We start from the raw sequence: 23,918 nt of genomic DNA on the forward strand, positions 1-23,918 counted from the left end.
AAGGACCCAGCGCCACCTACAACATGCCCATGGCCATCCGGCTGACCGGAGACCTCGACCACACCGCCCTGCAAGCAGCCCTCCTCGACGTCATCGAACGCCACGAGACCCTGCGGACCAGGTTCTCCGACGGAGCGGAGGGCCCGCGCCAGCACGTACTCGACGTGTCCGAGGCCACGTCGGAGCTCTTCGTCGTCGACACGACCGAGGAAGAGCTCCCGACGCGGCTGGCCGAGGCCGCGCGGTACGGATTCGACCTCGCCACAGAGACTCCGCTGCGCGTGACACTGTTCGCTCTGTCGCCGACCGAGCACGTCCTCCTGCTGGTGTTGCACCACATCGCCGGCGACGGCTGGTCCATGGGCCCCCTGTCTCGGGACGTCGGTGAGGCGTACGCGGCACGGGTGGAAGGCCGGACGCCCGGCTGGACCGAGCTTCCGGTGCAGTACGTGGACTACACGCTGTGGCAGCACGGCCTGCTCGGCGACGAGAAGGACCCCGACAGCCTCGCGGGCCGGCAGGTGCAGTTCTGGACGAACGCGTTGGAGGGCGTTCCGGAGCAGTTGGAGCTTCCGGTGGACCGTCCGCGTCCGGCGGTGGCCAGTTACGCGGGAGACGCGGTCCCCCTGACCATCAGCCCGGAGCTGCACGACCGGGTCGTGGCACTGGCCCGGGAGTGCGGGGCGAGTGTGTTCATGGTCCTGCAGGCCGGTCTCGCGGTCCTGCTCAAGCGCCTGGGCGCCGGCTCCGACATCCCCCTCGGCTCCCCCATCGCCGGCCGAATGGACGAGGCACTCGACGACCTGGTCGGATTCTTCGTCAACACACTCGTCCTGCGCACCGACGTCTCCGGCGACCCGACGTTCCGCGAGCTGCTGGCCCGGGTCCGTGAAACGGACCTGGCCGCCTACGCCCACCAGGACGTCCCCTTCGAACACCTGGTGGAGGTCCTCAACCCCACCCGCTCGCTCTCCCACCACCCCCTCTTCCAGGTCATGCTGGCCTTCCAGAGCGCCAAGACGGGCGAGCTGTCCCTGCCCGGCGTCACAGCACACAGCACACCGGTCGGCACGGGCACCTCTCGCTTCGACCTGCTGTTCAACATCGACGAACGGCTCTCCGGCACCGGCACCCCCTCCGGGCTCGAAGGCTTCGTGGAATACAGCACCGACCTCTTCGACCGCAGCACCGTGGAATCCCTGGTCGAACGCCTGGTACAGACCCTCGAACAGGTCGTGACCGAACCCGACAAGCGCGTCGCAGCGGTGGATCTGCTGTCGGCGGACGAGCGTGACCGGCTCGTGAACCAGTGGAACGACACCGACCAGGACGTGGCGGTGCCCGGTGTGCTGTCGGAGGCGTTCGAGGCGCAGGTGCGCGCCAGGCCCGACGCACCGGCACTGGTCTTCGACGCCACCGAGCTGTCGTACGCCGAGCTGAACGAGCGGGCCAACCGTCTGGCACGCCTGCTGATCGCCCGGGGCGCGGGGCCAGAGCAGCTGGTGGCGCTGGCCGTGCCCCGCTCGGCCGAACTGATCGTCGCCGTGCTGGCGGTCCTCAAGACCGGCGCCGCCTACCTGCCCCTCGATCTCGACTACCCCGCCGAACGCCTGGCGTTCATGATGCGGGACGCGAGCCCGGTGCTGATGGTGAGCACCGGGGAGGTCGCTTCCGGGCTCCCGGACGGCGTGACACGGGTGCTGCTCGACGATCCGGCGGTGACCGGCGAGCTCACGGCACTGCCGACGGGTGACGTGACCGCGAGTGAGCGTCACGGCGTCGTCCTGCCGCAGTCCCCGGCCTATGTCATCTACACCTCCGGCTCCACCGGCACCCCCAAGGGCGTCGTGATGACCGTGGGCGCGCTGGCGAACCTGATCGCCTGGCACATCACAACCATCGGCGGCGAACCGGGCGCGTCCGTGGCGCAGTTCACCGCGATCAGCTTCGACGTCTCGGCACAGGAGATCCTGGAGTCACTGGGGTCCGGGAAGCGGCTGGTGGTCCCCGACGCCGAGGTGCGACGCGACGCGGCCCGCTTCGTACACTGGCTCGAAGAACACCGGATCCAGGAACTGTACGCGCCCACCGTGATGGTCGAAGCGGTGTGCCAGGCGGCACTGGAACAGGGCCGCACACTCCCCGACCTCCGTCACATCGGCCAGGGAGGCGAAGCCCTGCGTCTGACTCCGGCCGTGCGGGACTTCGTCACGGCTCAGCCCGGCCGACGGCTGCACAACCACTACGGCCCCTCGGAAACCCACCTGGTCACCGCCCACACCGTCCCTGAGGACGTGACACAGTGGGGGGCGACGGCGCCGATCGGCGGGCCCGTCTGGAACACGCAGACGTACGTCCTGGACGCCGGACTGACCCCGGTGCCCACCGGAGTGACCGGCGAACTGTACCTGGCCGGCGCGGCCCTGGCCCGCGGCTACCGGGACCGCCCCGGACTGACCGCGGAACGCTTCGTCGCCAACCCCTTCGGCACCCCCGGCGAACGGATGTACCGCACCGGCGACCTCGTCCGCTGGAACGCCGCGGGCCAACTGGAGTACGTCGGCCGAGCCGACTCCCAGGTCAAGGTCCGGGGTATGCGCGTGGAACTGGGCGAGATCGAGACGGTCCTGGCCGGGCACCCGGACGTCTCCCAGGCGGCGGTGGCGCTGCGGACCGACGGCCCGGGCGAGGGGCGCCTCGTCGGCTATGTCGTGCCCGTCCCCGGACGCGAGGTGGACGTCCCGGCGCTCCGCACCTACCTGGCGGGCATCACCTACCTCGCCGGTGCGCTGCCGGAGCACATGGTGCCGTCCGCGGTCGTCGTGCTGGAGGCGCTGCCGCTGACGCCCAGCGGCAAGGTGGACCGGCGGGCCCTGCCCGCGCCGGTGCTGGACATCGCATCCTCCGGGCGGGGCCCGCGCACCCCCCAGGAAGAGATCCTGTGCGGCGTCTTCGCCGAGGTCCTGGGCCTGCCCCGGGTCGACATCGACAGCAACTTCTTCGACCTGGGCGGCCACTCCCTGCTGGCGACGCGGCTGATCAACCGGGTGCACGACCTGCTGGGCGTGGAGCTGTCGATCCGCAGCGTGTTCGAGGCGCCGACCGTGGCCGGCCTGGCCGCACGGCTGGGCGTGGACACCAGCGAGGGCGCCCTGGACGTCCTGCTGCCGCTGCGGGTCAACGGCACCCGGCCCCCGCTCTTCTGCATCCACCCGGGAGGCGGCCTGAGCTGGTGCTACGCCGGGCTGCTCCAGCACCTCGAGCCGGACCGCCCGATCTACGGCCTGCAGGCCCGGGGGCTCGCCGAGGCGACGCGGTTGCCGGCGACCGTCGAGGAGATGGCCGACGACTACCTGGAGCAGATCAGGTCGGTGCAGCCGGAGGGCCCGTACCACCTGCTGGGCTGGTCCTTCGGCGGCATGGTGGCGCACGTGATCGCGACCCGGCTGCAGGAGAAGGGCGAGACGGTCGGCTTGCTGGCGATGCTCGACGCCTACCCGATCGTTCCGGAACAGGACCACGGCGGGGAAGGGGGCCTGGAGCGGGAACTCCTCGCCGACCTCCTGCACTTCGTCGGGATCGATCCCGGTGCGGACGCGGAGAACGGACTGGACCGGGCGGCCACGCTGGACATCCTCCGGCGGGAAGGCAGCGCCCTCGCCAGTCTCGACGAGCGGAGCACCGCCGCGCTCATGGACATCTTCATCAACAACAACAAGCTGCTCAGGGGATTCGACCCCGTCCGCTTCCGGGGGGACCTCCTCCACTTCACCGCCATGTCGGGCCGGGACGACAAGGCACCGACGGCGCGGAGTTGGCGACCGCACATCGAGGGCCGCATCGAGGACCACCCGATCGCCTGCGAGCACCGGAACATGGTGCAGCCGGGGCCGCTTGCCGAGATCGCGAAGGTGGTCGCGGACAAGCTCGGCACGGCGGACTGACTCCCCCGGACGCATCACCCTTCCCGCCGCCGTGCGGAGGTATCCGACGCATGCGGCGCGACATGCCCTGCCCGGGCGCAGACAAGGAAACGACAGAGAGGTACACGACCGTGTCCAACCCCTTCGAGAACAACGACGGCGAATACCTGGCGCTGGTGAACGACGAGGGTCAGTACTCGCTCTGGCCCGCGTACATCGACGTGCCCGCCGGCTGGCACATCGCGCACGAGAAGGCCGGCCGCCAGGAGTGCCTGGACCACATCGAGGCGCAGTGGACCGACATGCGGCCCCGCAGCGTCGTCAGCGCGATCCAGCAGGCCACGGCGGAGGCCTCCACGGCATGACCTCGCGACCGCAGTCCGCTCCCGCGCGTCCGTCGCGGGAGCACCCCCACTACGTGGGCAGCCTCCTCGACGCCCTGCGCGAGGAGCCGGAGCGCATCGTCGTACGGTGGTCCGACGGCGTCCGCACCGCACGCGAACTCCACGGGGCGGTCGTCACCGCGGCGGCCGGCCTCGCGGCCCACGGGGTGGGGCCGGACACGATCCTGGGCGTCCTCACCGCGCCCAACAGCCCGGACATGCTGGTGGTCCGGTACGCGGCGCACCTGCTCGGTGCGGGCGTGGTGCACGTCGGTTCCACCAACGCGGCGTCCTCGGGTGCCGTCCTGCCCGCGGCCGTTCAGGCCGCCGCCCTGGCGGAGACCGGGGCCGCGCTGCTGGTCACCGACGCGGCCCGGGTGGACCAGGCGCGGGCGGTCCGGGCCCACGTGCCCGGACCCCTCACCCTCGCGTGCCTCCAGGGCCCGGCCGCCGGCTTCCTCGACCTCACCGCGGAGGCCGGGGACGAGGAGGCCCTCACCGACCCCGTCGCGCTGGCGTCGCTCGTCCCCCGGGTGCCCGCCGTCACCACGTACACGAGTGGTTCCACCGGGCGGCCCAAGGGTGTGCGCCGCTCGCTGGCCGCCTGGAACCACATGGTGGCCACCACCGTGGACTCCGGCAGCCGGCCGCGGATGCTGGTCACCACCCCGCTCAGCCACACGATCGGGCCCATGGTGGACGCCGCGCTCACCTCGGGCGGTACGGTCGTGCTGCACGAGGAGTTCGAGGCGGGAGCGGTCCTGGAGGCGGTGTCCGCGCACCGTGTGACCCGTACCTTCCTGGCCGTCCCGCACATCTACGCACTCCTCGACCACCCCGGGTTCGGCTCGGCCGATCTGAGCAGCCTCCAGCAGCTGATCTACGGCGGCTGCCCGGCGTCCCCGGCCCGCCTGGAGCAGGCCGTTCGGGCCTTCGGACCCGTCCTCATCCAGACCTACGGGACGACGGAGAGCTGGGGCATCAGCGTGCTGACGCCCCCCGACCACTTCCGGGCGGACCTCCTCGCCGGTGCCGGACGCCCGATTCCGGGTGTCGAGGTGGTCGTCCGGGACCCGGAGACCGGACGGGACCTGCCGCCGGGGAATACCGGCGAGGTGTGCGTCCGCTCGCCGGTCATGATGGACGGGTACGGCGACGACGACCGGTCCCGGAGCGTCCTGCGCGACGGCTGGCTCCACACCGGAGACCTCGGCCGTCTGGACCACGAGGGCCATCTGTTTCTCATCGGCCGGCTCGGCGACGTCATCAAGAGCAAGGGCGAGAAGGTCCATCCCAGCGCCGTCGAGAGCGCGTTGCTGTCCCATCCGCAGGTCGCCCAGGCGGCGGTCTACGGCGTCCGGGACGGTGACGAGGTCGAGCACGTGCACGCCGCGGTGGTCCTGCGCCACGGGCAGGACGGGCGCGGCGGCCCCGGCCGGGAGCCGGAGGCCTGGGTGGCGGAGCTGCGCGCCCACGTCTCGACCGCCCTGTCGCCGTTCCACGCACCCGCCGTCATCACCCTGCGGGAACGTCTGCCTCTCACTGCTTCGGGCAAGCCCGACAAACAGCTCCTGCGCGCCGGGGCAGCGGCTCCGTCGTCCGGTTCTCCCGGTTCTTCGGATTCTTCCTGATACGTCACATACCTTTACTTTCGGACTGGTACCACATGGAGAGCGAGTCAGCGCAATGAACCAGCACCTGGAGTTCTTCTCCCGCGAGATGGCGGAATTCGGCGCTCAGTGGCGGGAATTCCTGGAGGTCGGCCGGCGTGCGGGGAAGTTCCCCAGCGCCGTCGCGCGTCGGTCGTTCGAGGACACCGACCGGGACATCGATGTGTGGTGCAGCAACGACTATCTCGGTATGGGGCAGCATCCCGCCGTTCTCGAAGCCGTGAAGGACGCCGTCGACGCGTTCGGCGCCGGCGCGGGCGGTTCCCGGAACATCAGCGGGACCAACCATCTCCACGTGCTGCTGGAAAAGGAGGTCGCGGCGCTGCACGGCAAGGAGGCCGCCGTCATCTTCCCCTCCGGGTACACGGCCAACGACGGATCGCTGTCCGTCATCGCCGGACGCGCCCCGAACACGCTGGTCTTCTCCGACGAGTTGAACCACGCGTCCATCATCGACGGCCTGCGGCACAGCGGCGCGGAGAAGCGCATCTTCCGCCACAACGACGTGGCCCACCTCGAGGAGCTGCTGGCCGCCGCCGACCCGGATCGCCCCAAGCTCATCGTCCTGGAGTCGGTGTACTCCATGTCCGGTGACATCGCGCCGCTCAGCGAGATAGCCGCACTGGCCAAGCGGTTCGGCGCCACCACGTACCTCGACGAGGTGCACGCGGTCGGGATGTACGGGCCCGAGGGCGCGGGCATCGCGGCCCGCGAGGGAATCGCCGACGAGTTCACGGTCGTCATGGGCACTCTGGCCAAGGGCTTCGGTACGGCCGGTGGTTACATCGCCGGTCCGGCGGCGCTGGTCGAGTCCGTCCGCGGCTTCTCCCGGTCCTTCATCTTCACCACCTCGCTGCCGCCGGCCACCGTCGCCGGCGCGCTCGCCGCGATCCGGCACCTGCGGTCGTCCGAGCAGGAGCGCCAACGGCTCGCGGAGAACGCCCGGTTGCTCCACCGGCTGCTCACCGAGCGCGGTATCCCCTTCCTGTCCTCCGAGACGCACATCGTCTCCGTCTTCGTCGGCGACGACGAACGGTGCCGCAAGGCGTGCGCCCTGCTCCTGGAGCGGTACGGGGTCTACGTGCAGTCCATCAACGCGCCGAGCGTCCGGGTCGGGGAGGAGATCCTGCGGGCCACCCCCTCCGCCGCCCACACACCCGCCGACGTCAAGAAGTTCGCCGAAGCCCTCGAGGACGTCTGGCAGGAACTGCAGCTGCCCCGCGGCGGCGAAGCCCGTAACGCCTGACCTGCCGGGGCGCGGGTCCCCGACGGGGCGCACCGCGTGCGGGGCACGGGGCGCCGGCGGCCGGAGGGTTCGCCCGCCGTCCGTCGGCGCCCGGTGGCCGCCGCCGGCCCCTGGCCTGGAAACCGATCGATGTGTGGAGCCTCTATGTCCCTGTCCCTGGCAGCCGTACTCGCCGAGTCCGCGGCCGGCCGCCCGGACCACCCGGCCGTCATCTGCGAGTCGCAGGAGATCACCTATCGCAGTCTGTGGGAGCAGGCACGGCAGTACGCGTCGGTGCTGAAGAACCACGGGATCGGCCCGGGCGACAGGGTCGCGATGCTGCTGACGAACACGCCGCACTTCCCCAAGGTGTACTTCGGCGCCCTGGCGCTCGGCGCGACCGTGGTGCCGTTGCACGCGCTACTCAAGGCCGAGGAGATCGGCTACGCGCTGCGGGACTGCGGCGCCGCCACGCTGGTCTGTGCCGCGCCGTTGCTCGGTGAGGGCCACCCGGGCGCTGAGCAGGCCGGCGTACCGGTGCTCACGGTGCTGGCGGACGACGACGCGGCGGGCCCCCGGCTGGATGTGCTCGCCGAACAGGCCGTCCCCGTCGACACCTACCGCCCGTGCGAGCCGGACGACATCGCGTTGGTCCTCTACACCTCCGGCACCACCGGCCGGCCCAAGGGGGCGATGCTCACCCACCTCAACGTCACCATGAACATCACCGTCTCGATGCTGTCCCCCTTCGGCTTCCAGGCCGATGACGTGCTGCTCGGGGTGCTGCCGCTCTTCCACACGTTCGGGCAGATCTGCGGCATGGGCGTCTGCTTCCGGGCCGGCGGGACCATGGTGCTGATGCCCGCCTTCGACGCGCCGCGCGCCCTCGAGCTGATGGTGACCCACCGGTGCACGGTCTTCATGGGCGTGCCGACGATGTACATCGCGCTGCTCGACGCCGTCGACCGGGCCGGCCACCGGCCGCGCCTCGACCGGGCGTTCTCCGGAGGATCGGCGCTGCCGGTCACGGTCCTGGAGGACTTCGAGGCGGTGTTCGGCTGCCCGATCTACGAGGGGTACGGCCTGACGGAGACCTCCCCGGTGGTTGCCTACAACCAGCGGGCGTGGCCGCGCCGCCCGGGAACGGTCGGCCGGCCGGTGTGGGGGATCGACGTCGCGATCGCCCGGCCCGACGTGGAGGACCGTATCGAGCTGCTCCCGCCGAACGAGATCGGCGAGGTCGTCATCCGCGGCCACAACGTGATGGCCGGCTATCTCGGCCGGCCCGAGGCCACGGCCGAGGTGATGGTGGACGGCTGGTTCCGCTCCGGCGACCTCGGTGTGAAGGACGAGGAGGGCTACCTCTCCCTCGTGGACCGCAAGAAGGACATGGTGCTGCGCAACGGCTACAACGTGTACCCGCGCGAGGTCGAGGAGGTCCTCATGCGGCACCCGGCCGTGGCACAGGTCGCCGTCGTCGGCGTTCCGGACACCACCCACGGCGAGGAGGTGTGCGCGGTGGTGATCGCGGCGTCCGGGGCGACACCCGGCCCCGAACTCGGAGCGCGGCTCGTGGCCTGGAGCAGGCAGCGGATGGCGGCGTACAAGTATCCGCGGCGTGTGGAGTTCGTCGACGCGCTCCCGGTCGGCGCGAGCGGGAAGGTCCTCAAGCGGGACCTGGTGGCCTGGCTGGGCGCCTGAGCACCGCCCCACGGCATCCGGCCGCGGGGCGGTGCCGCCGTGTTCCGGTCAGGCACTGCCCGGGGGTGGCACACCCGCTGCCGGTCACTCGTGGACGCCGGCCGAGGACGGTGCTTTCGGGCGCTGGGAACCGCCCTGCGCCGGCTGCCCCTGGATGGTGCGCTCGGCACGGCGGAGGGCCCGCCCCACGACGAGACCACCGATGAAGAGAAGGACGGCACCGGTGATCTGGCTGGTGGACAAGCCCGCGACGAAAGCGTCCTTCGCGTCCTTGGCGAGCGCCGCGGAACCGGGCAGGGCCGCCGCCTTGGCCAGCGCGGCCGGCAGGGACTGGTTTCCCTCGTTGTGCAGAACGTTCGGCAGCGAGGACGCGAATCGCGCGGAGAGTACGGCACCCAGCACCGCCACGCCCAGACTCGCGCCGAGCTCCTGAAGGGTGCCGTTGACCCCGGCGCCGGTGCCCGCGCGTTTCCGCGAGATCGCCGTCATGATCGCGTTCGCCACCGCGGGCATGGCGAGCCCGACTCCGGAACCGACCAGGACCAGCCCCACGACGATTCCCGGGTAGCCGTCCCGGACGAAGATCCCGGACGTCGCCAGTCCCGCGGCGATCAGCGGGATCCCGACCATGACGGCACGGCCGGAGCCGATCCGCCGCAGCACCCGGGCACCGGTCCCCGTCAGGTTGAACACGACCACGGTCGCCGCCATCGGGGCGGTGGCGAAGCCGGCCTTGATCGGGCTGAAGCCCTCCAGGAACTGCAAGTACTGGGTGAGCACGAACAGGGCACCGCTCATGCCGAACGCGACAAGAATGCCGCCGGTCGCGGCGAAACTGAACATGCGGTCCTGGAAAAGCGACATACTGAGCATGGGATGAGGAATGCGGCGCTCCCAGAGAATGAAGAGCCCCATGGCCAGTAGCCCGGCCACACCCGGGACCAGGGTCTCGCCCGACCCCCACCCTTTCGACGGGCTGACGATGACGGCATAAACGATGCCGACCATTCCTGCGACGGAGAGTGCAGCCCCCACGAGGTCCGGTCGGCCTCCCGTTGGATTCTTCGACTCCGGCACCATGAAGATGACCGCGACAAGGCTGACGGCCGCCACGGGAAGGTTGATCAGGAAGATCGAACCCCACCACGCATGGTCGAGCATGAATCCGCCGACCACGGGCCCCGCGGTGAATCCGAGAGCACTGACCCCGGCCCATACGCCGATGGCCTTGGGGCGCTCGGAGTCGGGGAAGATCTGCATGACCAACGCCAGCGTGGTGGTCATGAGGAAGGAGCCGCCGATCCCCATGAAGGCGCGGGTGAGAATCAGCTGGACCGGCGTGGCGGAGAAGGCCGCGCCAAGAGATCCAAGACCGAAGACGCCGAGACCCAGGAGCAGCGCGCGCTTGCGACCGTATCGGTCCGCCACATTCCCGGCGGTCAACAACAGACCTGCCTGGGCGAGCGAATAGGAATTGACGATCCACTGGGTTTCGGCGGTGCTCGCGCCTAAGTCCTTCACCAGTGACGGCAGGGCGACATTGAGAACCGTGTTGTCAAGCACGACGGTCAACAGGGAAAGACTTAAGACGCCCAGGATCCACCAGCGCCGGCGATGAGGGGCCGGGTCACTCACACTAACCTCCTCTACAATGTATAGGAACGCACTCTAGCATCGGCTTCATGCGCTCCGCAATCAATAGAGGAAGGGGCTGCCTGAAATCGCTGTGAACGGCCGCCACCTTCGCGATCACAGCCGGGCCGGCCGACGCATCCGACGCTGTCGGCGATTGCCCGCATCGGGTACCCACGCCCCGGGGCCGGCGCCACCGAAGGTGTGACGTTCACCGCTCCCCCGTCCAGGGGTGTGCAGCTACGTTACTCATAAGTAGCATGGGGACTGAGCGCGCGCTCAGCGCAGCGCGGCAGTGCCATCCCGCATCTGGAGGAGAGCCATCGTGCCTCGTACCGTCAGGGACGTCGTCTTCGTCGACGGCGTCCGCACCCCGTTCGGCAAGGCGGGCCCGAAGGGCATCTACCACGAGACCCGCGCCGACGACCTCGTCGTGAAGGCGATCCGGGAGCTGCTGCGCCGCAACCCCGGTCTGGACCCGAAGAAGATCGACGAGGTCGCCATCGCCGCGACCACGCAGATCGGCGACCAGGGGCTCACGCTCGGCCGCACCGCCGGGATCCTCGCCGGCCTGCCGCAGTCCGTGCCCGGCTACTCGATCGACCGCATGTGCGCCGGCGCCCTGACCGCCGTGACGACGACCGCCGGTTCGATCGCCTTCGGCGCCTACGACGCCGTCATCGCCGGTGGCGTCGAGCACATGGGCCGCCACCCGATGGGCGAGGGCGTGGACCCGAACCCGCGGTTCGTCTCCGAGAAGCTGGTCGACGAGTCCGCCCTCTTCATGGGCATGACCGCGGAGAACCTGCACGACCGGTACCCGCAGATCACCAAGCTGCGCGCCGACGAGTACGCGGTGCGCTCGCAGGAGAAGGCCGCCAAGGCCTACGCCAACGGCAAGATCCAGCAGGACCTGGTGCCGATCTCGGTGCGCCGCACCAACCCGGAGGCCGGCGAGACCGGCTGGGGCCTGGTCACCGCCGACGAGCCGATGCGCCCGGGCACCACCCTGGAGAACCTCTCCGGCCTGAAGACGCCGTTCCGTGTGCACGGCCGGGTCACCGCCGGTAACGCGGCCGGTCTCAACGACGGCGCCACCGCGTCGATCATCGCGAGCGAGGACTTCGCCCGCGAGAACGGCCTGCCGGTGAAGATGCGGCTCGTGTCGTACGCCTTCGCGGGCGTCGAGCCGGAGGTCATGGGCTACGGCCCGATCCCGGCCACGGAGAAGGCCCTCGCCAAGGCGGGCCTGTCGATCTCCGACATCGGCCTGTTCGAGATCAACGAGGCCTTCGCCGTCCAGGTCCTGGCCCTCCTCGACCACTACGGCATCGCGGACGACGACGAGCGCGTCAACCAGTACGGCGGCGCCATCGCCTTCGGTCACCCGCTCGCCTCCTCCGGCGTCCGGCTGATGACGCAGCTGGCCCGCCAGTTCGAGGAGCAGCCCGAGGTCCGCTACGGCCTGACCACCATGTGCGTCGGCTTCGGCATGGGCGCGACGGTCATCTGGGAGAACCCGTACTTCGAGGGGGACAAGTGAGCACCACCGCCGAGCTTCTGAAGCAGGCTTCCGAACTCTTCCCCGACGAGGTCGTCACCAGTGCGCACGTACGCCACCTGGACCTGCCGTCCGGGGCCGGCCGCTTCGCGCTGATCACGCTTGACAACGGCTTCGACCACACCAAGCCGACCACCTTCGGCCCGGGATCGCTGGCGAACCTGAACGCCGCGATCGACCAGGTCGAGAAGGAGGCGGCGGACGGCGGGATCGTCGGCGTCGGTATCACCGGCAAGCCGTTCATCTTCGCGGTCGGCGCCGACCTCAAGGGCGTGGAGATCCTCAAGGAGCACGAGCACGCGCTGGCCATCGGCAAGGGCGGCCACGACGTCTTCAAGCGCCTGTCGAAGCTGGCCGTGCCGACCTTCGCCTACTACAACGGCGCGGCGATGGGCGGCGGCGTCGAGGTCGGTCTGCACTGCAGCTACCGGACCGTCTCCAAGGCGATCCCGGCGTTCTCGCTGCCCGAGGTCTTCCTCGGCCTGGTCCCCGGCTGGGGCGGCTGCACCCTGCTGCCGAACCTGATCGGCGCCGACAAGGCCGTCTCGGTCATCATCGAGAACTCCCTGAACCAGAACAAGCAGCTCAAGGGCAAGCAGGTCTTCGAGCTCGGCATCGCCGACGCGATCTTCGAGGGCGCCGACTTCCTGGAGCAGTCGCTGATCTGGACCGCGCAGGTCCTCAAGGGCGACATCGAGGTCGAGCGCCCGGTGATCGACCGCGGTGAGGCGTGGGACCAGGCCGTCGCCAAGGGCCGCTTCATCGCGGACTCCAAGGTGCACGGCGCCGCTCCGGCCGCCTACCGCGCCCTCGACATCATCGCCGCCGCCAGGAACGGTGACCTGCAGCAGGGCTACGACGCCGAGGACAAGGCCCTCGCCGACCTGATCATGGGCGGCGAACTGCGCGCCGGGATCTACGCGTTCAACCTCGTCCAGAAGCGCGGCAAGCGTCCCGCCGGCGCCCCGGACAAGAACCTGGCCCGCCCGGTCACCAAGGTCGGCGTGGTCGGCGCCGGTCTGATGGCCTCGCAGCTGGCCCTGCTGTTCCTGCGCCGCCTGGAGGTGCCGGTCGTGCTGACCGACATCGACCAGGAGCGCGTCGACAAGGGTGTGGGCTACGTCCACGCCGAGATCGACAAGCTGCTCGGCAAGGGCCGGATCAACCAGGACAAGGCCAACCGTCTCAAGGCCCTGGTCACCGGTGTCCTGGACAAGGCCGAGGGCTTCTCCGACGCGGACTTCGTCATCGAGGCCGTCTTCGAGGAGATCGGTGTCAAGCAGCAGGTCTTCGCGGAGGTCGAGGCGGTCGCCCCGGCGCACGCGATCCTCGCGACCAACACCTCCTCGCTGTCGGTCACGGAGATGGCGTCGAAGCTCAAGCACCCCGAGCGGGTCGTGGGCTTCCACTTCTTCAACCCCGTCGCGATCCTCCCCCTGCTGGAGATCGTCCGCGGCGAGAAGACCGACGACGCCTCGCTGGCCACGGCCTTCGCCGTCGCCAAGAAGCTGAAGAAGACGGCGGTTCTGGTGAAGGACGCCCCGGCGTTCGTCGTCAACCGCATCCTGACCCGCTTCATGGGCGAGATCCAGAACGTCATCGACGAGGGCACCCCGGTCGAGGTCGCCGAGAAGGCCGTCGAGCCGCTCGGCCTGCCGATGTCCCCGCTGGTGCTCCTGGAGCTGGTCGGTCCCGCGATCGGCCTGCACGTCTCGGAGACCCTCAACCGGGCCTTCCCGGACCGCTTCACGGTCTCCCCGAACCTCGCGGCCGTCGTCAAGGCGGGCAAGCGCGGCTTCTACGTCTACGACAGCGGCAAGCCGGAGCTGGACCCGGAGGTCGCCGCGCTGCTCAAGCAGGGTGACACCGTCCTGACCGAGGAGCAGGTCCGGGCGCGGGTGCTCGACGCGGTGGCGCAGGAGATCGGGCTCATGCTCGACGAGGGCGTCGTCGCCGAGGCCCAGGACATCGACCTCTGCCTGATCACGGGCGCCGGCTGGCCCTTCCACCTGGGCGGCATCACGCCGTACCTGGACCGCGAGGGCGTCTCGGAGCGCGTGAACGGCAAGAAGTTCCTGGCCCCGGGCGTGGCGAGCGTCCCGGCGTAACGCTCCGCCGGTGAACGCCGGGTGCGCGTACCCCTGCGGGGTGCGGGCACCCGGCGTTTTGCGTGTGCCGGTTCAGACCTGCCGCCACGCCTCCAGCGCCATGCCCGGTTCGTCCTTGCGGCGGGTCAGCAGGAGTTGGCCCGTGGACGGGGACAGGGTTGCCGCCGTCACCCGGCCGTCGGCATCCGTGGTCAGGGACACCGTCGCGTCCACGGGCAGTCGCGGGCCCGACTCGGTCCACCAGGCGCCCGCCGACTCCAGTTCGGTCGGGTAGGCGGCGAAGGCGACACGGCCGCTCGCCGAGCGCTGGGCGAGCAGGGTGCAGCCGTGGCCGTCGAGTTCGCAGCGGACCGCCGCGACCGGGCCGGGGCCCGCCGCGGGCAGGAGGACCGCCGGCTTGCCGCCGGGGCGCCAGGCGCACAGGTCCCCCGAGGTGTCCGTGAAGAACACCGTCGTGCTCTCGGGTGAGGTCGCCAGGGCGCGCAGGGTGCCGGGGCGGACCGGGGCCTTCAGCGGCTCCTGCATGACCGGCCGGGCGCCCGGCTCCTCCTGGCGCCAGTGCAGGATGCCGTCGGGAACGGCCGCGTACACCTCGACCCTGCCGGACTCCCCGGTCACCGCCGCCAGGCCGTCCTGGACCTTGCTGCCCCGCAGGTCCCGCCAAGGCTCCCAGCCGCCCTTCTCCATCTGGACGACGTGGTGCACCCCCGCACCGTTGTTGCGGACGAAGACATGGGCGCGGCCCTGGGCGTCGACGGTGACGGCGGGTGTGCCCGTGCGGTCGCCCTTCTTCTTCGGGTGGCCGATCGAGTTCCAGTCCAGGGGCGCGAGCAGCGGGCGGAAGTGCGTGGAGTGCACCAGGCCCGACTCGCCCTCGACCGTGGGCCGCCAGGCCACCAGGTGGGCATAGCCGTCCGCGCCCTGTCCGACACCGACCGAGGGGTGCAGCCGCTGATCGCCGCCCACGCGCCGCGGGTCGGTCCAGGGGCCGCCGGGCTCGCGCTCCGCCCGCACCAGGACGGTGTCGCCCGACAGCTGGTAGACACTGAGCCGGCCGTCGCGGCCGCGCAGGAGCCAGTCGCCGTTCACCGGTTCACTCTAAGCCGTGGGCCCGGCAGTACCCCCGCCCGCCCGCTCACAGCCGCTTCGCGGTGCGGAACAGCTTGGCGTAGAAGCCGTTGCCGTCGAGGCGCGAGACACCGCCCTGGTCGCCGATGGTCGGTCCGTTCTGCTCCTTGCGGCTGGAGATGAAGACCTTGTGGCCCTCGGTGTCCGGCCCGAGGTAGATCGCGGAGTGGTCCATGTGGTTGGCGGTGCGGTGGTCCATCTTGAAGAACAGCAGGTCGCCGGGCTGCAGGACGTCGATGTTCTGGGGCCGCACGTACCAGGGGCTCGGCCCCTGGAGCTTGATGATGTCGACGCCCTCCTTGCCGCGGGCCATGCCGTCGGCGGTGCGCGGCAGCCCGTCGCCGTGCGTGTTGTCCGACATCAGCGGGTAGCGGGCCCGGTAGCCGTAGACCAGCCGCAGATAGCCGGAGCAGTCCACGGCGCGCAGGCGGTCCTTCTGCGGGTACACGGTGACGCCGTCCCGGAAGGTGTACGGGATGCCCAGGTAGTCGTAGAAGTCGGTCTGTTCGGCACGGTCGACGCCGTCGGCCTTGAGGGGGCCGTAGGTGGCGTGGCCCGCGTACTGGACGCCCTGGTCGTCCTTCTTGACCGGCGCGCCCACGATGTACTGGAAGGCGAACGCGAAGACGTCGTCCTCCTCGCTGCCGTAGTACTGCTTGAACCAGTCCTTGAACCACTGCTGCTTCTCGGCGCCCTTGGCCCAGCTCTCCGGCATGAGGCGCACCCAGTCGTCGGTGACCACCTTGGTGGTGGTGTTGGCCGGTTCGGTGAAGGTCCGCGTCGGGCCCTTGAGGGTGGCCGTACGGGCACCGTCCGTGAAGGTGGCGATGACGGCGCCCTTGCCGTCGCGCAGCACCGAGCGCGCCGGGTTGTTCAGCCGTTCCCAGGTCTGCTCGCCGGTCGCCTTGCCGTTGCCCGAGCTGTTCAGGTTCTCGGTGATCGTCTGGGCGGCCGGGAGCTTCGCCTGCTCGTCCTTGCGCAGCTCGTAGGTGAAGTACGCGCTGCCCGCGAGCAGCGCCAGGACCGTCGCCGCGTGGAGGACGGGCCGGCCTTTGCGCTTCGGCATGGTGGAGGCTCCAGGGGTACGTGAGGTACGGAAGGGTTCAGGCGGTCGGCATGGCGCCCAGGAGGATGCCGGCGGTCAGGACCACGTAGGTGGCCAGCGAGACCGACGCGACGGACAGCAGGGTCGCGCCCTTGGGCTGACGGACCAGCTGGTAGCCGATCAGGCCGGGGACGATGAAGCCGAGTGTCTGGTTCGCGTACAGCAGCGGGAACTCCATCTGCAGCACGATGATCACGGTGGCCTGGATCAGCACGCCGCTGAGCACGACGGCCGCGAAGAGCCGCTTGCCGTACAGGATCACGAACTTCTGCATGAGCAGCGTGGCGAGGTACGTCAGCACGGTCACCCCGATGACCAGGGCGGCGCGCTGGAGGTCCTCGATGAGGGTGAGCGCGAGCCAGCCCGGGGTGATCATGCCGCCCGGCGACAGATTGGTCGTCAGGTAGCACATGAGCGAGAACATCAGGCCCAGGCCGATGCCGATCGCGGCGATCTCGGGGGTGAGGACGGAGGGGATCAACGCTGTTCTCCTGGGCTGTGCCACTGCTGGCTGTCGTCGGCGGAAGGCTGGGGCGGGACACGGGGTTCGAACAGCCCGCGGGGCGGGGCCTGCTCGGCCGTCCGGCCGCTGTCCGCGGGTTCCCGCGGGGCGGCGGGGGCGGGCCCGCCGCCGTCGTACGACTGCGGCTGCGTCCACGTGTCGTGGGCGTACGCATGGTCGTGCGTCGCCTGGCTCGTCCGCTCCCCCTGGGGGTACGGGTGTGCGGCCTCCCGCTGGGCGGGGAGCGGCTGGATGTACGGCTGCTGGGCGTAGCGGGACTCGTACGCCTCCGGGTAGCCCTGGTACGGGTCGAGGCGGGGTGCGTACAGCTGCATGGTCTCGACGTGCTCGACCACGGCGGGTGCCGCCTCGGACCGGCCGGCCGGGGCCGTGGCGGCCACCGGTTCGTCGGCGCTCTCGTCCGGCGGCAGTTCGGCGAGGTGCTCCAGCAGGATCTCGCCCTGACCGTGGATGTTGCCGATCGCGACCATCGACGAGTCCGGGCCGAGCATGTCCAGCATCTTGCCCATGAACTCCTCGGGGTCGCGCTTGTCGCCGCCGAGGTCGACGGCGCGCGAGCGGAAGTCGGCGGGGATGGCGTCGATGGCGGACTTGGCCGGGTGGCCGATGACGAAGACCCGGTCGGGGTCGAGGTCGGGGATGATCTCGCCCATCTGGCCGTTGCGTTCGACGCGGTCGGGACGGCAGTTGATGACCACGTTGAGCGGGCGGTGGATGGCGCCGAGGTCGAGGAGCTGGTTGATGTTCATCAGCGTCGACTCGGGGTCGTTGGCCGCGAAGACGTTGGCGAAGCGCAGCTTCTTGCCCTCGTGTGTCTGATAGCGCTCGACGGAGAGGACACCGGGGTCCGGCGGGGCGTCGTACATGCCCTGCAGGGCCGTCTCGCGGTCGACGCCGAGGAGTTCGGCGACGGTGAGGGCGATGGCCACGTTCTCCTTGAAGGTGAACCAGCTGAAGCCGCGCAGCTCCTCGTCGGTGACGGTCTCCGGGTCGGCGTAGACCAGCTTGCAGTTACGGGCGTCCGCCTCCTCCTGGAGGATGTGGAAGCGGTCCTTCTCGGCGGTGACGCAGATGCCGTCCTCGGGCATCGAGCGGCACAGCGAGCGCGCCACGTCGTCCAGGGTGGGGCCCATCTCGGCGAGGTGGTCCTCGCGGACGTTGCAGAGCACGCCGATGGTGGAGCGGATCAGCTTGGACTGGTTGATCTCCTGCAGGGCCGGCATGACGGCCATGCACTCGATGACCAGCGCGTCCGGCTTGTACGCGGCGGCGCGCCGCACGATGCCGATCTGCTCGACCACGTTGGCGATGCCGAACTTGCGGTAGACCGGCTCCTCGGTGGCGTCCGGGTGGATGAAGCGGGCCGCGGTGCCGGTGGTCTTGGCGACGGTGACCAGGTCGCCGCCGCGCAGCGCGCCCGCGCACAGCCGGGTGATGGAGGACTTGCCGCGGATGCCGTTGACCAGGACCCGGGTGGGGATGTTCTCCAGGTTGGCGAAGTGCCGTCGCTGCTCCACGACGCCCGCGGCGAGCAGAATCGCGCAGCAGACCAACAGCACGGTGTAGAGGAAGAGCACGGGTGATCAGTTCCTTGTGTACTGCTGGGGCGGGTACTGCTGCGGCGGGTACGGCTCGGGCGCGGGGTGCTGGGGCGGGTCCTGGCGCGTGCCGTACCGCTCGAGCAGGTTCTGCCGGGGCGTGGGCTGCTGGGGCGGGTCCTGCCGCGGGCCCTGCTGCTCGGCCGGGTCCGGGTGCGGCGCGGACTGCTGCCGGGCGGACGGCGGGGGCGGGGTGCGGCGGGGCTGCTGCCGGCGCTGGTCCTGCAGTTGCTGCCGGATGAGTTCCAGCGAGCGGGTGACGGCGCCGACCTCGTCGTGGTGCTGCGGGAAGAGCACGGTCTTGCGGTCGCCCGCGGCCAGGGCCTCGGCCCGGTCGGCCAGGCTGCGCAGCGGCCGGGCCACCACGATGTGCAGCCAGCCCAGGCAGGCGACGGCCGCGGCGGCACCGAGGAGACCGGCGAGGACGGTGCGGTTCTGGGCGTCGTACTCCGGGATGGCGAGCCGGTCGACGGGCTGCCAGCTGACCACGCTCCAGTGCAGCGACTCGGCCGTGCCGCTGCCGGAGAACGGCGCGGCGGCGGCGATCCGCACCCCGTTCTCGCGGTAGAGCACGCCGCTCGGCTGCGGCTTCTTGCCCAGCCGCTGGGCGCTGGCCGCGACGAGGTCCTTCAGGTGGTCGTCGGGCAGCGACTGGAAGGCGAGGAAGCCGGTGTTGCCGGCGATGATCTTGTGCTGGTCGTCCACGAGCCGGACCACGCCGAGGCCCGGCCGGGTCAGCAGGGCGTTGAAGAACTCCACACGGAACTCGCCGACCAGCTGGGCGCCGTTGCGGCCGGGTATCTCGGCGGCGGCGACGACCACGGGCTCCTTGTCACCGCGGCCCAGCAGCCGGACGGACTTGCTGGAAACCCGGTCGGACTCGGCCACCTTGGGCGTCTTTCCCTCCCGGGCCTGGATCGCTCCGTGGGAGTCGACGACGTAGAGGGAGCGGTAGCGCCTGTTCTCGTTGTACGTGCGCTCCAGCACCGTCTCCATGGCCTCGGGCGAGGTCTTGTCGCCGATCAGTGAGGCGACCGACTGCAGGTCGGCGTCGCCCTCGTTGACCGCGCGGCGCACCCGGTCGCTGAGCGTGTCGGTGCGCTCGCGCTGGTCGTTGACGAGCTGCCGGGGGACGTCGGCCGTGTTGTCCGCGCGGTTGAACAGCAGCATCAGGGGCGCGGACCAGGCCAGCAGCAGCACCGCGCAGACCGCGAGGAGGGCGCGGGTGTCCACCCGGCGCAGCCCTCGCGGGCTCTCGGCGGAACCGGTGGCCTCGGCGCTCTCGCCGAGCAGCTGGCGGCGCAGCCGTTCCAGGGCGCCTCCGATGCGGTGCGCCTCGCCGTAGCCGGGGACGGTGACCGGCCGGGTCAGATCTCCGCGGGTGAGCCGGCGGGACTCCAGGAACAGCCGGATGAGCGGGCGCTGCACGGTGCCCAGCAGCACCGCCACGGCCAGGGCGCCGACGACCAGCAGCGCACCGGCCGCCAGCAGTCCGAACACCGGGGAGCCGGCCGAGGCGGACTCCTCGGTCACCTTGACCATGGAGACCACCGACAGGCCGAGCCCGGAGGCGGTGGTGCGCTCGCCGGGCTCGGCCGCGGCGAGGGTGGCGTATCCGGCGACGGACCGGTCGCCGAGCAGCTTGCCGCCGAGCAGGCTGCCGCTGACGCCCTGGTAGCCGCCGCTGCCGGGTTCCTTGCTGCTGCGCGGGTCCTGCTGCGCCCGGCGGGCCGCCCCCTGGGCGAAGTCCTTCAGCTGCTTGCGGGAGTCCGTGAGGTCCTTGCGGTCGATGCTGTTGCGGGCCGAGGCGGGGTCGGCGATGCCGTCGCTGCTGAGGATCGCGCCGCCGGAGTCGACCACGGCGATGGAGCGGAACTGGCCGAGGCTGATACCGGGGAACTTCAGGTTCCTGGAGGCCACCAGCAGCAGCTGCGGCCTGTCCGGCCAGGTCAGCAGGCCGAAGGAGAGCAGGCGCACCTCGCCGTTCTTCAGCCGGACCATGCGCGGGGCCAGTCCGTCGTCGCCGCTGAGGCTGGAGAGGTCCACGTCGGTCAGCGGCACCGTCTCACCGCGGGCCGCGACCAGCTTGCCGGTGCGTATCTCGACGACGGCGGTGCCCATCCACTTCTGGTAGGTGCTGCCGAGCTTGTCGAGGACGGCGTCACCGGAGACCGGCTGCCCGGCGCTGAACAGCGCGGCGGAGCGGGTGACGTCGGTGACGGACTCGTCGATGGAGGCGCGCAGCGCGATGGCGCCGTCCTCGGCGAAGTGCTGCTGGGACGTCAGCACCGCCTTCGGCACCCCGGCGTCGTCGACGCGGCCCAGCACGAGTGCCGTGATGGCGGCGAGCGTCAGCAGGAGTGCCGAAAGGACCGCGATCGGCGGGCGGATGCCTCCGATCAGCGACATGTCGGCTCGGCGGCGGGCTCGGTGCTGCCGCGCCGGGGGCGATGACGCCACAGAACGTCCTCTCAGGAAATGCGGTCCGGGCGCGTGGATGGTAAGACCGCGCCCGGAAAGCTCAGACATGTAAGCGGTGGGTTAAGTTGCAGTAAGTCAGACGTGATCTAGGCAACATCGCGCAACCTTCGGACAAGAGCGGACAAATACGCCTCCCATGCGGTGGCGGTTCAGACCGTGCGCGCATCCCGTTCCGGACCCCGCTACGGCAGCGGCGTCAGGGGCTTCAGCCCGTCCGTGGCGGCGCCGCGGTTGAGCAGGGTGCCCTCGGTGCGCTCGAAGGCCAGCCGCAGCCGCGCCTTCTGGGCATCCGTCAGGCCGTGGTCGTCGCGGAGCGCGGCCGGCACGTCCAGCAGGCGGTAGTCCCGCACGTCGTCGCCGGAGTAGTCGGCGGTGCCGCCGTCCCGGACGTTCTCGGCGTCCGGCGGGATCGTCAGCAGCGTCGGCTCGAAGCGCGGCTGGACGTCCCAGTGGCCCTTGTCCCGCTCGGTGAACGTGAACCAGACGATCACGCCCTCCTCGGTCAGCCCCGTCGGCACCTCGTGCCGGGCGATCTGGTTGCCGAGGCCGTAGGTGATCCAGGTGCCGTCGACCTTCTCCATCGGCTCCACCACGTGCGCGTGGTGGCCGATGACCAGGTTGATGCCGGTGTGGCGGGCGATCTGCCGGGCGAAGGAGATCTGCCCGGCGGACGGCTCCGGATGGTGCTCGCGGCCCCAGTGCAGGGACAGGATCACCACCTCGGCACCGGCCTTGCGGGCCCGCCGCTCGGCGGCCCTGATCCGGCCCAGGTCCTGCTCGTTGGCCAGCCACGGCTTGCCCTTCGGCAGCGTGTGCGGCTCGTTGAAGCCGTAGGCGAAGGAGATCTGCGCGACCTTGACGCCCTTGACGTCCATGACCAGCGGGGTGAGCGCCTCCTTCTGGGTCCGGGCGGAACCGGTGTGCTTCACCCCGGCGGCGTCCAGCGCGTCCAGGGTGCGCTTCACCCCCTCGTAGCCGTGGTCGAGGGTGTGGTTGGAGGCGGTGGAGCAGGTGTCGTAGCCGATGTCCTTGATCGTCTTCGCCTGCTGCGGCGGCACCTGGAAGTCCGGGAAGCCCTCGAACGGGCCCTTCGCCGGGCCCATCACGGGCTCGAAGTGACAGATCGCCAGGTCCGCCTTGCTGATCAGCGGCTTGATGCCGGCCATCATCGGCCCGAAGTCCAGCCCGTCCACCCCCTTGCCGGTGCGCTTGGCGTCCTTGCGCGCCTGCTCGACCAGCTCCGGGTGCATCAGGATGTCCCCGGCCGCGGCGACGGTGAAGGAGCGCCCGCCCCCCTGGGCGCCGGCGTCGTCCGACAGGAGACCGCAGCCGGAGGCGGCCGCGAGGAGGGAGAGCGGGGTCAGCAGGGACAGCAGGGTCCGACTACGGCGTCTGTTCACCAAGATATCTTGATACAACCATGAGAGCCCATCGCTCACGCGTCATAACGATCGCAACAATTCTGCTCGTCATCGCCGGTCTCGCCGGCGGTCTCACCGTCCTGCTCCGCACCACGGGCGGCGGCGCCGGCCAGGCCGACCGGCCCGCTCCGACGGGCGCCGGGCAGATCGACCTGGCGCGCGAGGTGGCGGACTACACGGGCCGCTTCGGCCCCGGCCGGGGCTATCTGCATCCGGGCCGGGCCGACCGCGAGGACATCGCCGCGGCGGTCGGCCTGTTGCTCGACGGCCATCGCAAGGAAGCGGAACAGCGCCTTTCGCAAAGAGACTTCACGGTGCGCACGGTCTTCGACCGGCCCTCCGGGCACCGCTACACCGAGGTGGCCGACCGCACCGACTCCGCCGTGACGCCGCGCGGCTGGGGCCGGGTCTACCTCGATCTGGACCACCGCCCGAGCTGGTCGGTCCAGGTCCCGCACCCCGGCTTCGATCTGGGAACCGAACAGCTGGGCGTCCGGGTGCTGCGCGGCTCACCGGGCGGGGTCATGGTGATCGCAGGTGCACATCGCAAAGCGGGAGTCGGCAACTCCGCGGACGTGGCGCACCGCGAGGACACCGTGTTCCACGCCATCTGCGCCGAGCTGGCCCGCCGCGGGATGCCCGGGATCCAGCTGCACGGCTTCGCCGCCTCCGCCGCACCCGGCTACGACGTGATCGCCTCCACCGGCGCCGGGTCGGCGGGCCGGCAGGAGGGCCGCGACCTGGCCGACGCCCTGCGCGGGCACGGCTTCAAGGTGTGCCGGGCCTGGGTGCGGTCCTGTCCGCTGGAGGGCCACACGAACGTGCAGGGCCGGGCGGCCGACGACGACCACGTGCCGTTCCTGCACGTCGAGTTCTCCCCCGACGTGCGCGCGGGCGGACGGCCCGCCGAGCGGGCGGCTGCCGCGGTCGCCGAGATCACACGCCGGTGGGCCGGTAGACCCGTGACACACTGAACCTGCCACGAACGCGACAGAGCAAGGCTGTTGGTGACATGACGGACACCTCGGGCGCGACGCACGAGACGGACGGGACCGGCGAGCGTCTGCCCCTGCTCATCGTCGACGGTGCGAACGTCGTCGGGTCGGTGCCCGACGGCTGGTGGCGCGACCGCCGCGGGGCCGCCGAGCGCCTGCGCGACCGTCTGGTGCCCTTCGCGCGGTCCGGCGTGGCCGGCCTGCCCGGCCCGCTGGAGCTGGTCCTGGTGGTGGAGGGCGCGGCCCGGGGCGTGGCCCCGGTGCCCGGGGTGCGCGTCGAGGACGCGTCCGGCAGCGGGGACGACCGCATCGTGGACCTCGCGGCGGCGGCCGGCGACCGCCCGTGCCTGGTCGTCACGGCCGACCGCGAGCTGCGCCGCCGCGTCCGGGAACACGGCGCCGAGGTCACCGGCCCCCGCACGGTCCTGAACTGAACCGGCGGCCGCGTCCGGTACGCCGCCCGG

General features: G+C 70.9%; 16 protein-coding genes. 9 read left to right on the forward strand and 7 right to left on the reverse strand.

Going from position 1 to position 23,918, the window contains the following annotated elements; all coding sequences use genetic code 11:
• From ACZ7GZ_RS26950 to ACZ7GZ_RS26970, 5 genes are all read left to right on the forward strand, one after another.
• Positions 1–3,944 (forward strand): non-ribosomal peptide synthetase (locus tag ACZ7GZ_RS26950; protein WP_471027984.1); only part of this gene is annotated, 3,944 nt, incomplete at its 5' end.
• Positions 3,945–4,054: 110 nt separating this feature from the next.
• Positions 4,055–4,288 (forward strand): MbtH family protein, encoded by a 234-nt coding sequence (locus ACZ7GZ_RS26955; protein ID WP_471027985.1) that lies wholly within the window; start codon positions 4,055–4,057, stop codon positions 4,286–4,288.
• Positions 4,285–5,937, forward strand: coding sequence for a class I adenylate-forming enzyme family protein (locus tag ACZ7GZ_RS26960; protein WP_471027986.1), 1,653 nt, complete (start codon positions 4,285–4,287; stop codon positions 5,935–5,937). The genes ACZ7GZ_RS26955 and ACZ7GZ_RS26960 overlap by 4 nt, the downstream gene beginning before the upstream one ends.
• A gap of 55 nt (positions 5,938–5,992) precedes the next feature.
• Positions 5,993–7,222 carry a 5-aminolevulinate synthase gene (hemA, locus tag ACZ7GZ_RS26965; protein WP_471027987.1) on the forward strand — a complete coding sequence of 410 codons (1,230 nt, stop codon included), beginning with the start codon at positions 5,993–5,995 and terminating at the stop codon, positions 7,220–7,222.
• Between the two features lie 144 nt (positions 7,223–7,366).
• On the forward strand, positions 7,367–8,902 hold the full coding sequence (locus ACZ7GZ_RS26970; RefSeq protein WP_471027988.1) for a long-chain-fatty-acid--CoA ligase: 1,536 nt from the start codon (positions 7,367–7,369) through the stop codon (positions 8,900–8,902).
• A gap of 84 nt (positions 8,903–8,986) precedes the next feature.
• Here the strand turns inward: ACZ7GZ_RS26970 and ACZ7GZ_RS26975 are convergent, their stop codons facing one another.
• On the reverse strand, positions 8,987–10,537 hold the full coding sequence (locus ACZ7GZ_RS26975; RefSeq protein WP_471027989.1) for an MFS transporter: 1,551 nt from the start codon (positions 10,535–10,537) through the stop codon (positions 8,987–8,989).
• A 322-nt stretch (positions 10,538–10,859) separates the two neighbouring features.
• Here ACZ7GZ_RS26975 and ACZ7GZ_RS26980 point away from each other — a divergent pair, with 322 nt between their 5' ends.
• Both ACZ7GZ_RS26980 and ACZ7GZ_RS26985 read left to right on the forward strand, forming a co-directional pair.
• Complete coding sequence (locus ACZ7GZ_RS26980; protein ID WP_471027990.1) at positions 10,860–12,077, forward strand: thiolase family protein; 1,218 nt, start codon at positions 10,860–10,862, stop codon at positions 12,075–12,077.
• Positions 12,074–14,203, forward strand: a complete 2,130-nt coding sequence (locus tag ACZ7GZ_RS26985; protein WP_471027991.1) for a 3-hydroxyacyl-CoA dehydrogenase NAD-binding domain-containing protein — start codon at positions 12,074–12,076, stop codon at positions 14,201–14,203. Before ACZ7GZ_RS26980 ends, ACZ7GZ_RS26985 begins: the two co-directional genes overlap by 4 nt.
• A gap of 72 nt (positions 14,204–14,275) precedes the next feature.
• On the opposite strand, the gene ACZ7GZ_RS26990 is transcribed toward ACZ7GZ_RS26985, so the two are convergent.
• From ACZ7GZ_RS26990 to ACZ7GZ_RS27015, 6 genes are all read right to left on the reverse strand, one after another.
• A complete protein-coding gene (locus ACZ7GZ_RS26990; protein ID WP_471027992.1) occupies positions 14,276–15,292 on the reverse strand; it encodes a DUF8189 domain-containing protein in 1,017 nt (338 codons plus the stop codon).
• Between the two features lie 46 nt (positions 15,293–15,338).
• Positions 15,339–16,397, reverse strand: a complete 1,059-nt coding sequence (locus ACZ7GZ_RS26995) for an NlpC/P60 family protein (RefSeq protein ID WP_471027993.1) — start codon at positions 16,395–16,397, stop codon at positions 15,339–15,341.
• A 37-nt stretch (positions 16,398–16,434) separates the two neighbouring features.
• Positions 16,435–16,917, reverse strand: coding sequence for a poly-gamma-glutamate biosynthesis protein PgsC/CapC (locus ACZ7GZ_RS27000; protein ID WP_351251157.1), 483 nt, complete (start codon positions 16,915–16,917; stop codon positions 16,435–16,437).
• Positions 16,914–18,536, reverse strand: coding sequence for a poly-gamma-glutamate synthase PgsB (pgsB, locus tag ACZ7GZ_RS27005; protein ID WP_471027994.1), 1,623 nt, complete (start codon positions 18,534–18,536; stop codon positions 16,914–16,916). Before pgsB ends, ACZ7GZ_RS27000 begins: the two co-directional genes overlap by 4 nt.
• A gap of 6 nt (positions 18,537–18,542) precedes the next feature.
• Complete coding sequence (locus ACZ7GZ_RS27010) at positions 18,543–20,966, reverse strand: HAMP domain-containing protein (RefSeq protein ID WP_471027995.1); 2,424 nt, start codon at positions 20,964–20,966, stop codon at positions 18,543–18,545.
• A gap of 254 nt (positions 20,967–21,220) precedes the next feature.
• Positions 21,221–22,438 (reverse strand): CapA family protein, encoded by a 1,218-nt coding sequence (locus ACZ7GZ_RS27015; RefSeq protein WP_471027996.1) that lies wholly within the window; start codon positions 22,436–22,438, stop codon positions 21,221–21,223.
• A gap of 20 nt (positions 22,439–22,458) precedes the next feature.
• Between ACZ7GZ_RS27015 and ACZ7GZ_RS27020 the strand changes: the two genes are divergently transcribed.
• Together ACZ7GZ_RS27020 and ACZ7GZ_RS27025 are read left to right on the forward strand one after the other, a co-directional pair.
• Positions 22,459–23,433: a hypothetical protein gene (locus ACZ7GZ_RS27020; protein WP_471027997.1), complete on the forward strand. Its 975-nt coding sequence runs from the start codon at positions 22,459–22,461 to the stop codon at positions 23,431–23,433.
• A gap of 38 nt (positions 23,434–23,471) precedes the next feature.
• Positions 23,472–23,888: a PIN domain-containing protein gene (locus tag ACZ7GZ_RS27025; RefSeq protein ID WP_471027998.1), complete on the forward strand. Its 417-nt coding sequence runs from the start codon at positions 23,472–23,474 to the stop codon at positions 23,886–23,888.
• Positions 23,889–23,918 lie beyond the last annotated feature (30 nt).

Source organism: Streptomyces sp. NPDC037288, from assembly GCF_055603265.1.

Excerpts from the sequence above, each read along its gene's own strand:
- ACZ7GZ_RS26995 (WP_471027993.1), bottom strand. The coding sequence starts at position 16,397 with ATGCCGAAGCGCAAAGGCCGGCCCGTCCTCCACGCGGCGACGGTCCTG.
- ACZ7GZ_RS27025 (WP_471027998.1), top strand. The coding sequence starts at position 23,472 with ATGACGGACACCTCGGGCGCGACGCACGAGACGGACGGGACCGGCGAG.
- ACZ7GZ_RS27010 (WP_471027995.1), bottom strand. The coding sequence starts at position 20,966 with ATGTCGCTGATCGGAGGCATCCGCCCGCCGATCGCGGTCCTTTCGGCA.
- hemA (WP_471027987.1), top strand. The coding sequence starts at position 5,993 with ATGAACCAGCACCTGGAGTTCTTCTCCCGCGAGATGGCGGAATTCGGC.
- ACZ7GZ_RS26960 (WP_471027986.1), top strand. The coding sequence starts at position 4,285 with ATGACCTCGCGACCGCAGTCCGCTCCCGCGCGTCCGTCGCGGGAGCAC.
- ACZ7GZ_RS27020 (WP_471027997.1), top strand. The coding sequence starts at position 22,459 with ATGAGAGCCCATCGCTCACGCGTCATAACGATCGCAACAATTCTGCTC.
- ACZ7GZ_RS26970 (WP_471027988.1), top strand. The coding sequence starts at position 7,367 with ATGTCCCTGTCCCTGGCAGCCGTACTCGCCGAGTCCGCGGCCGGCCGC.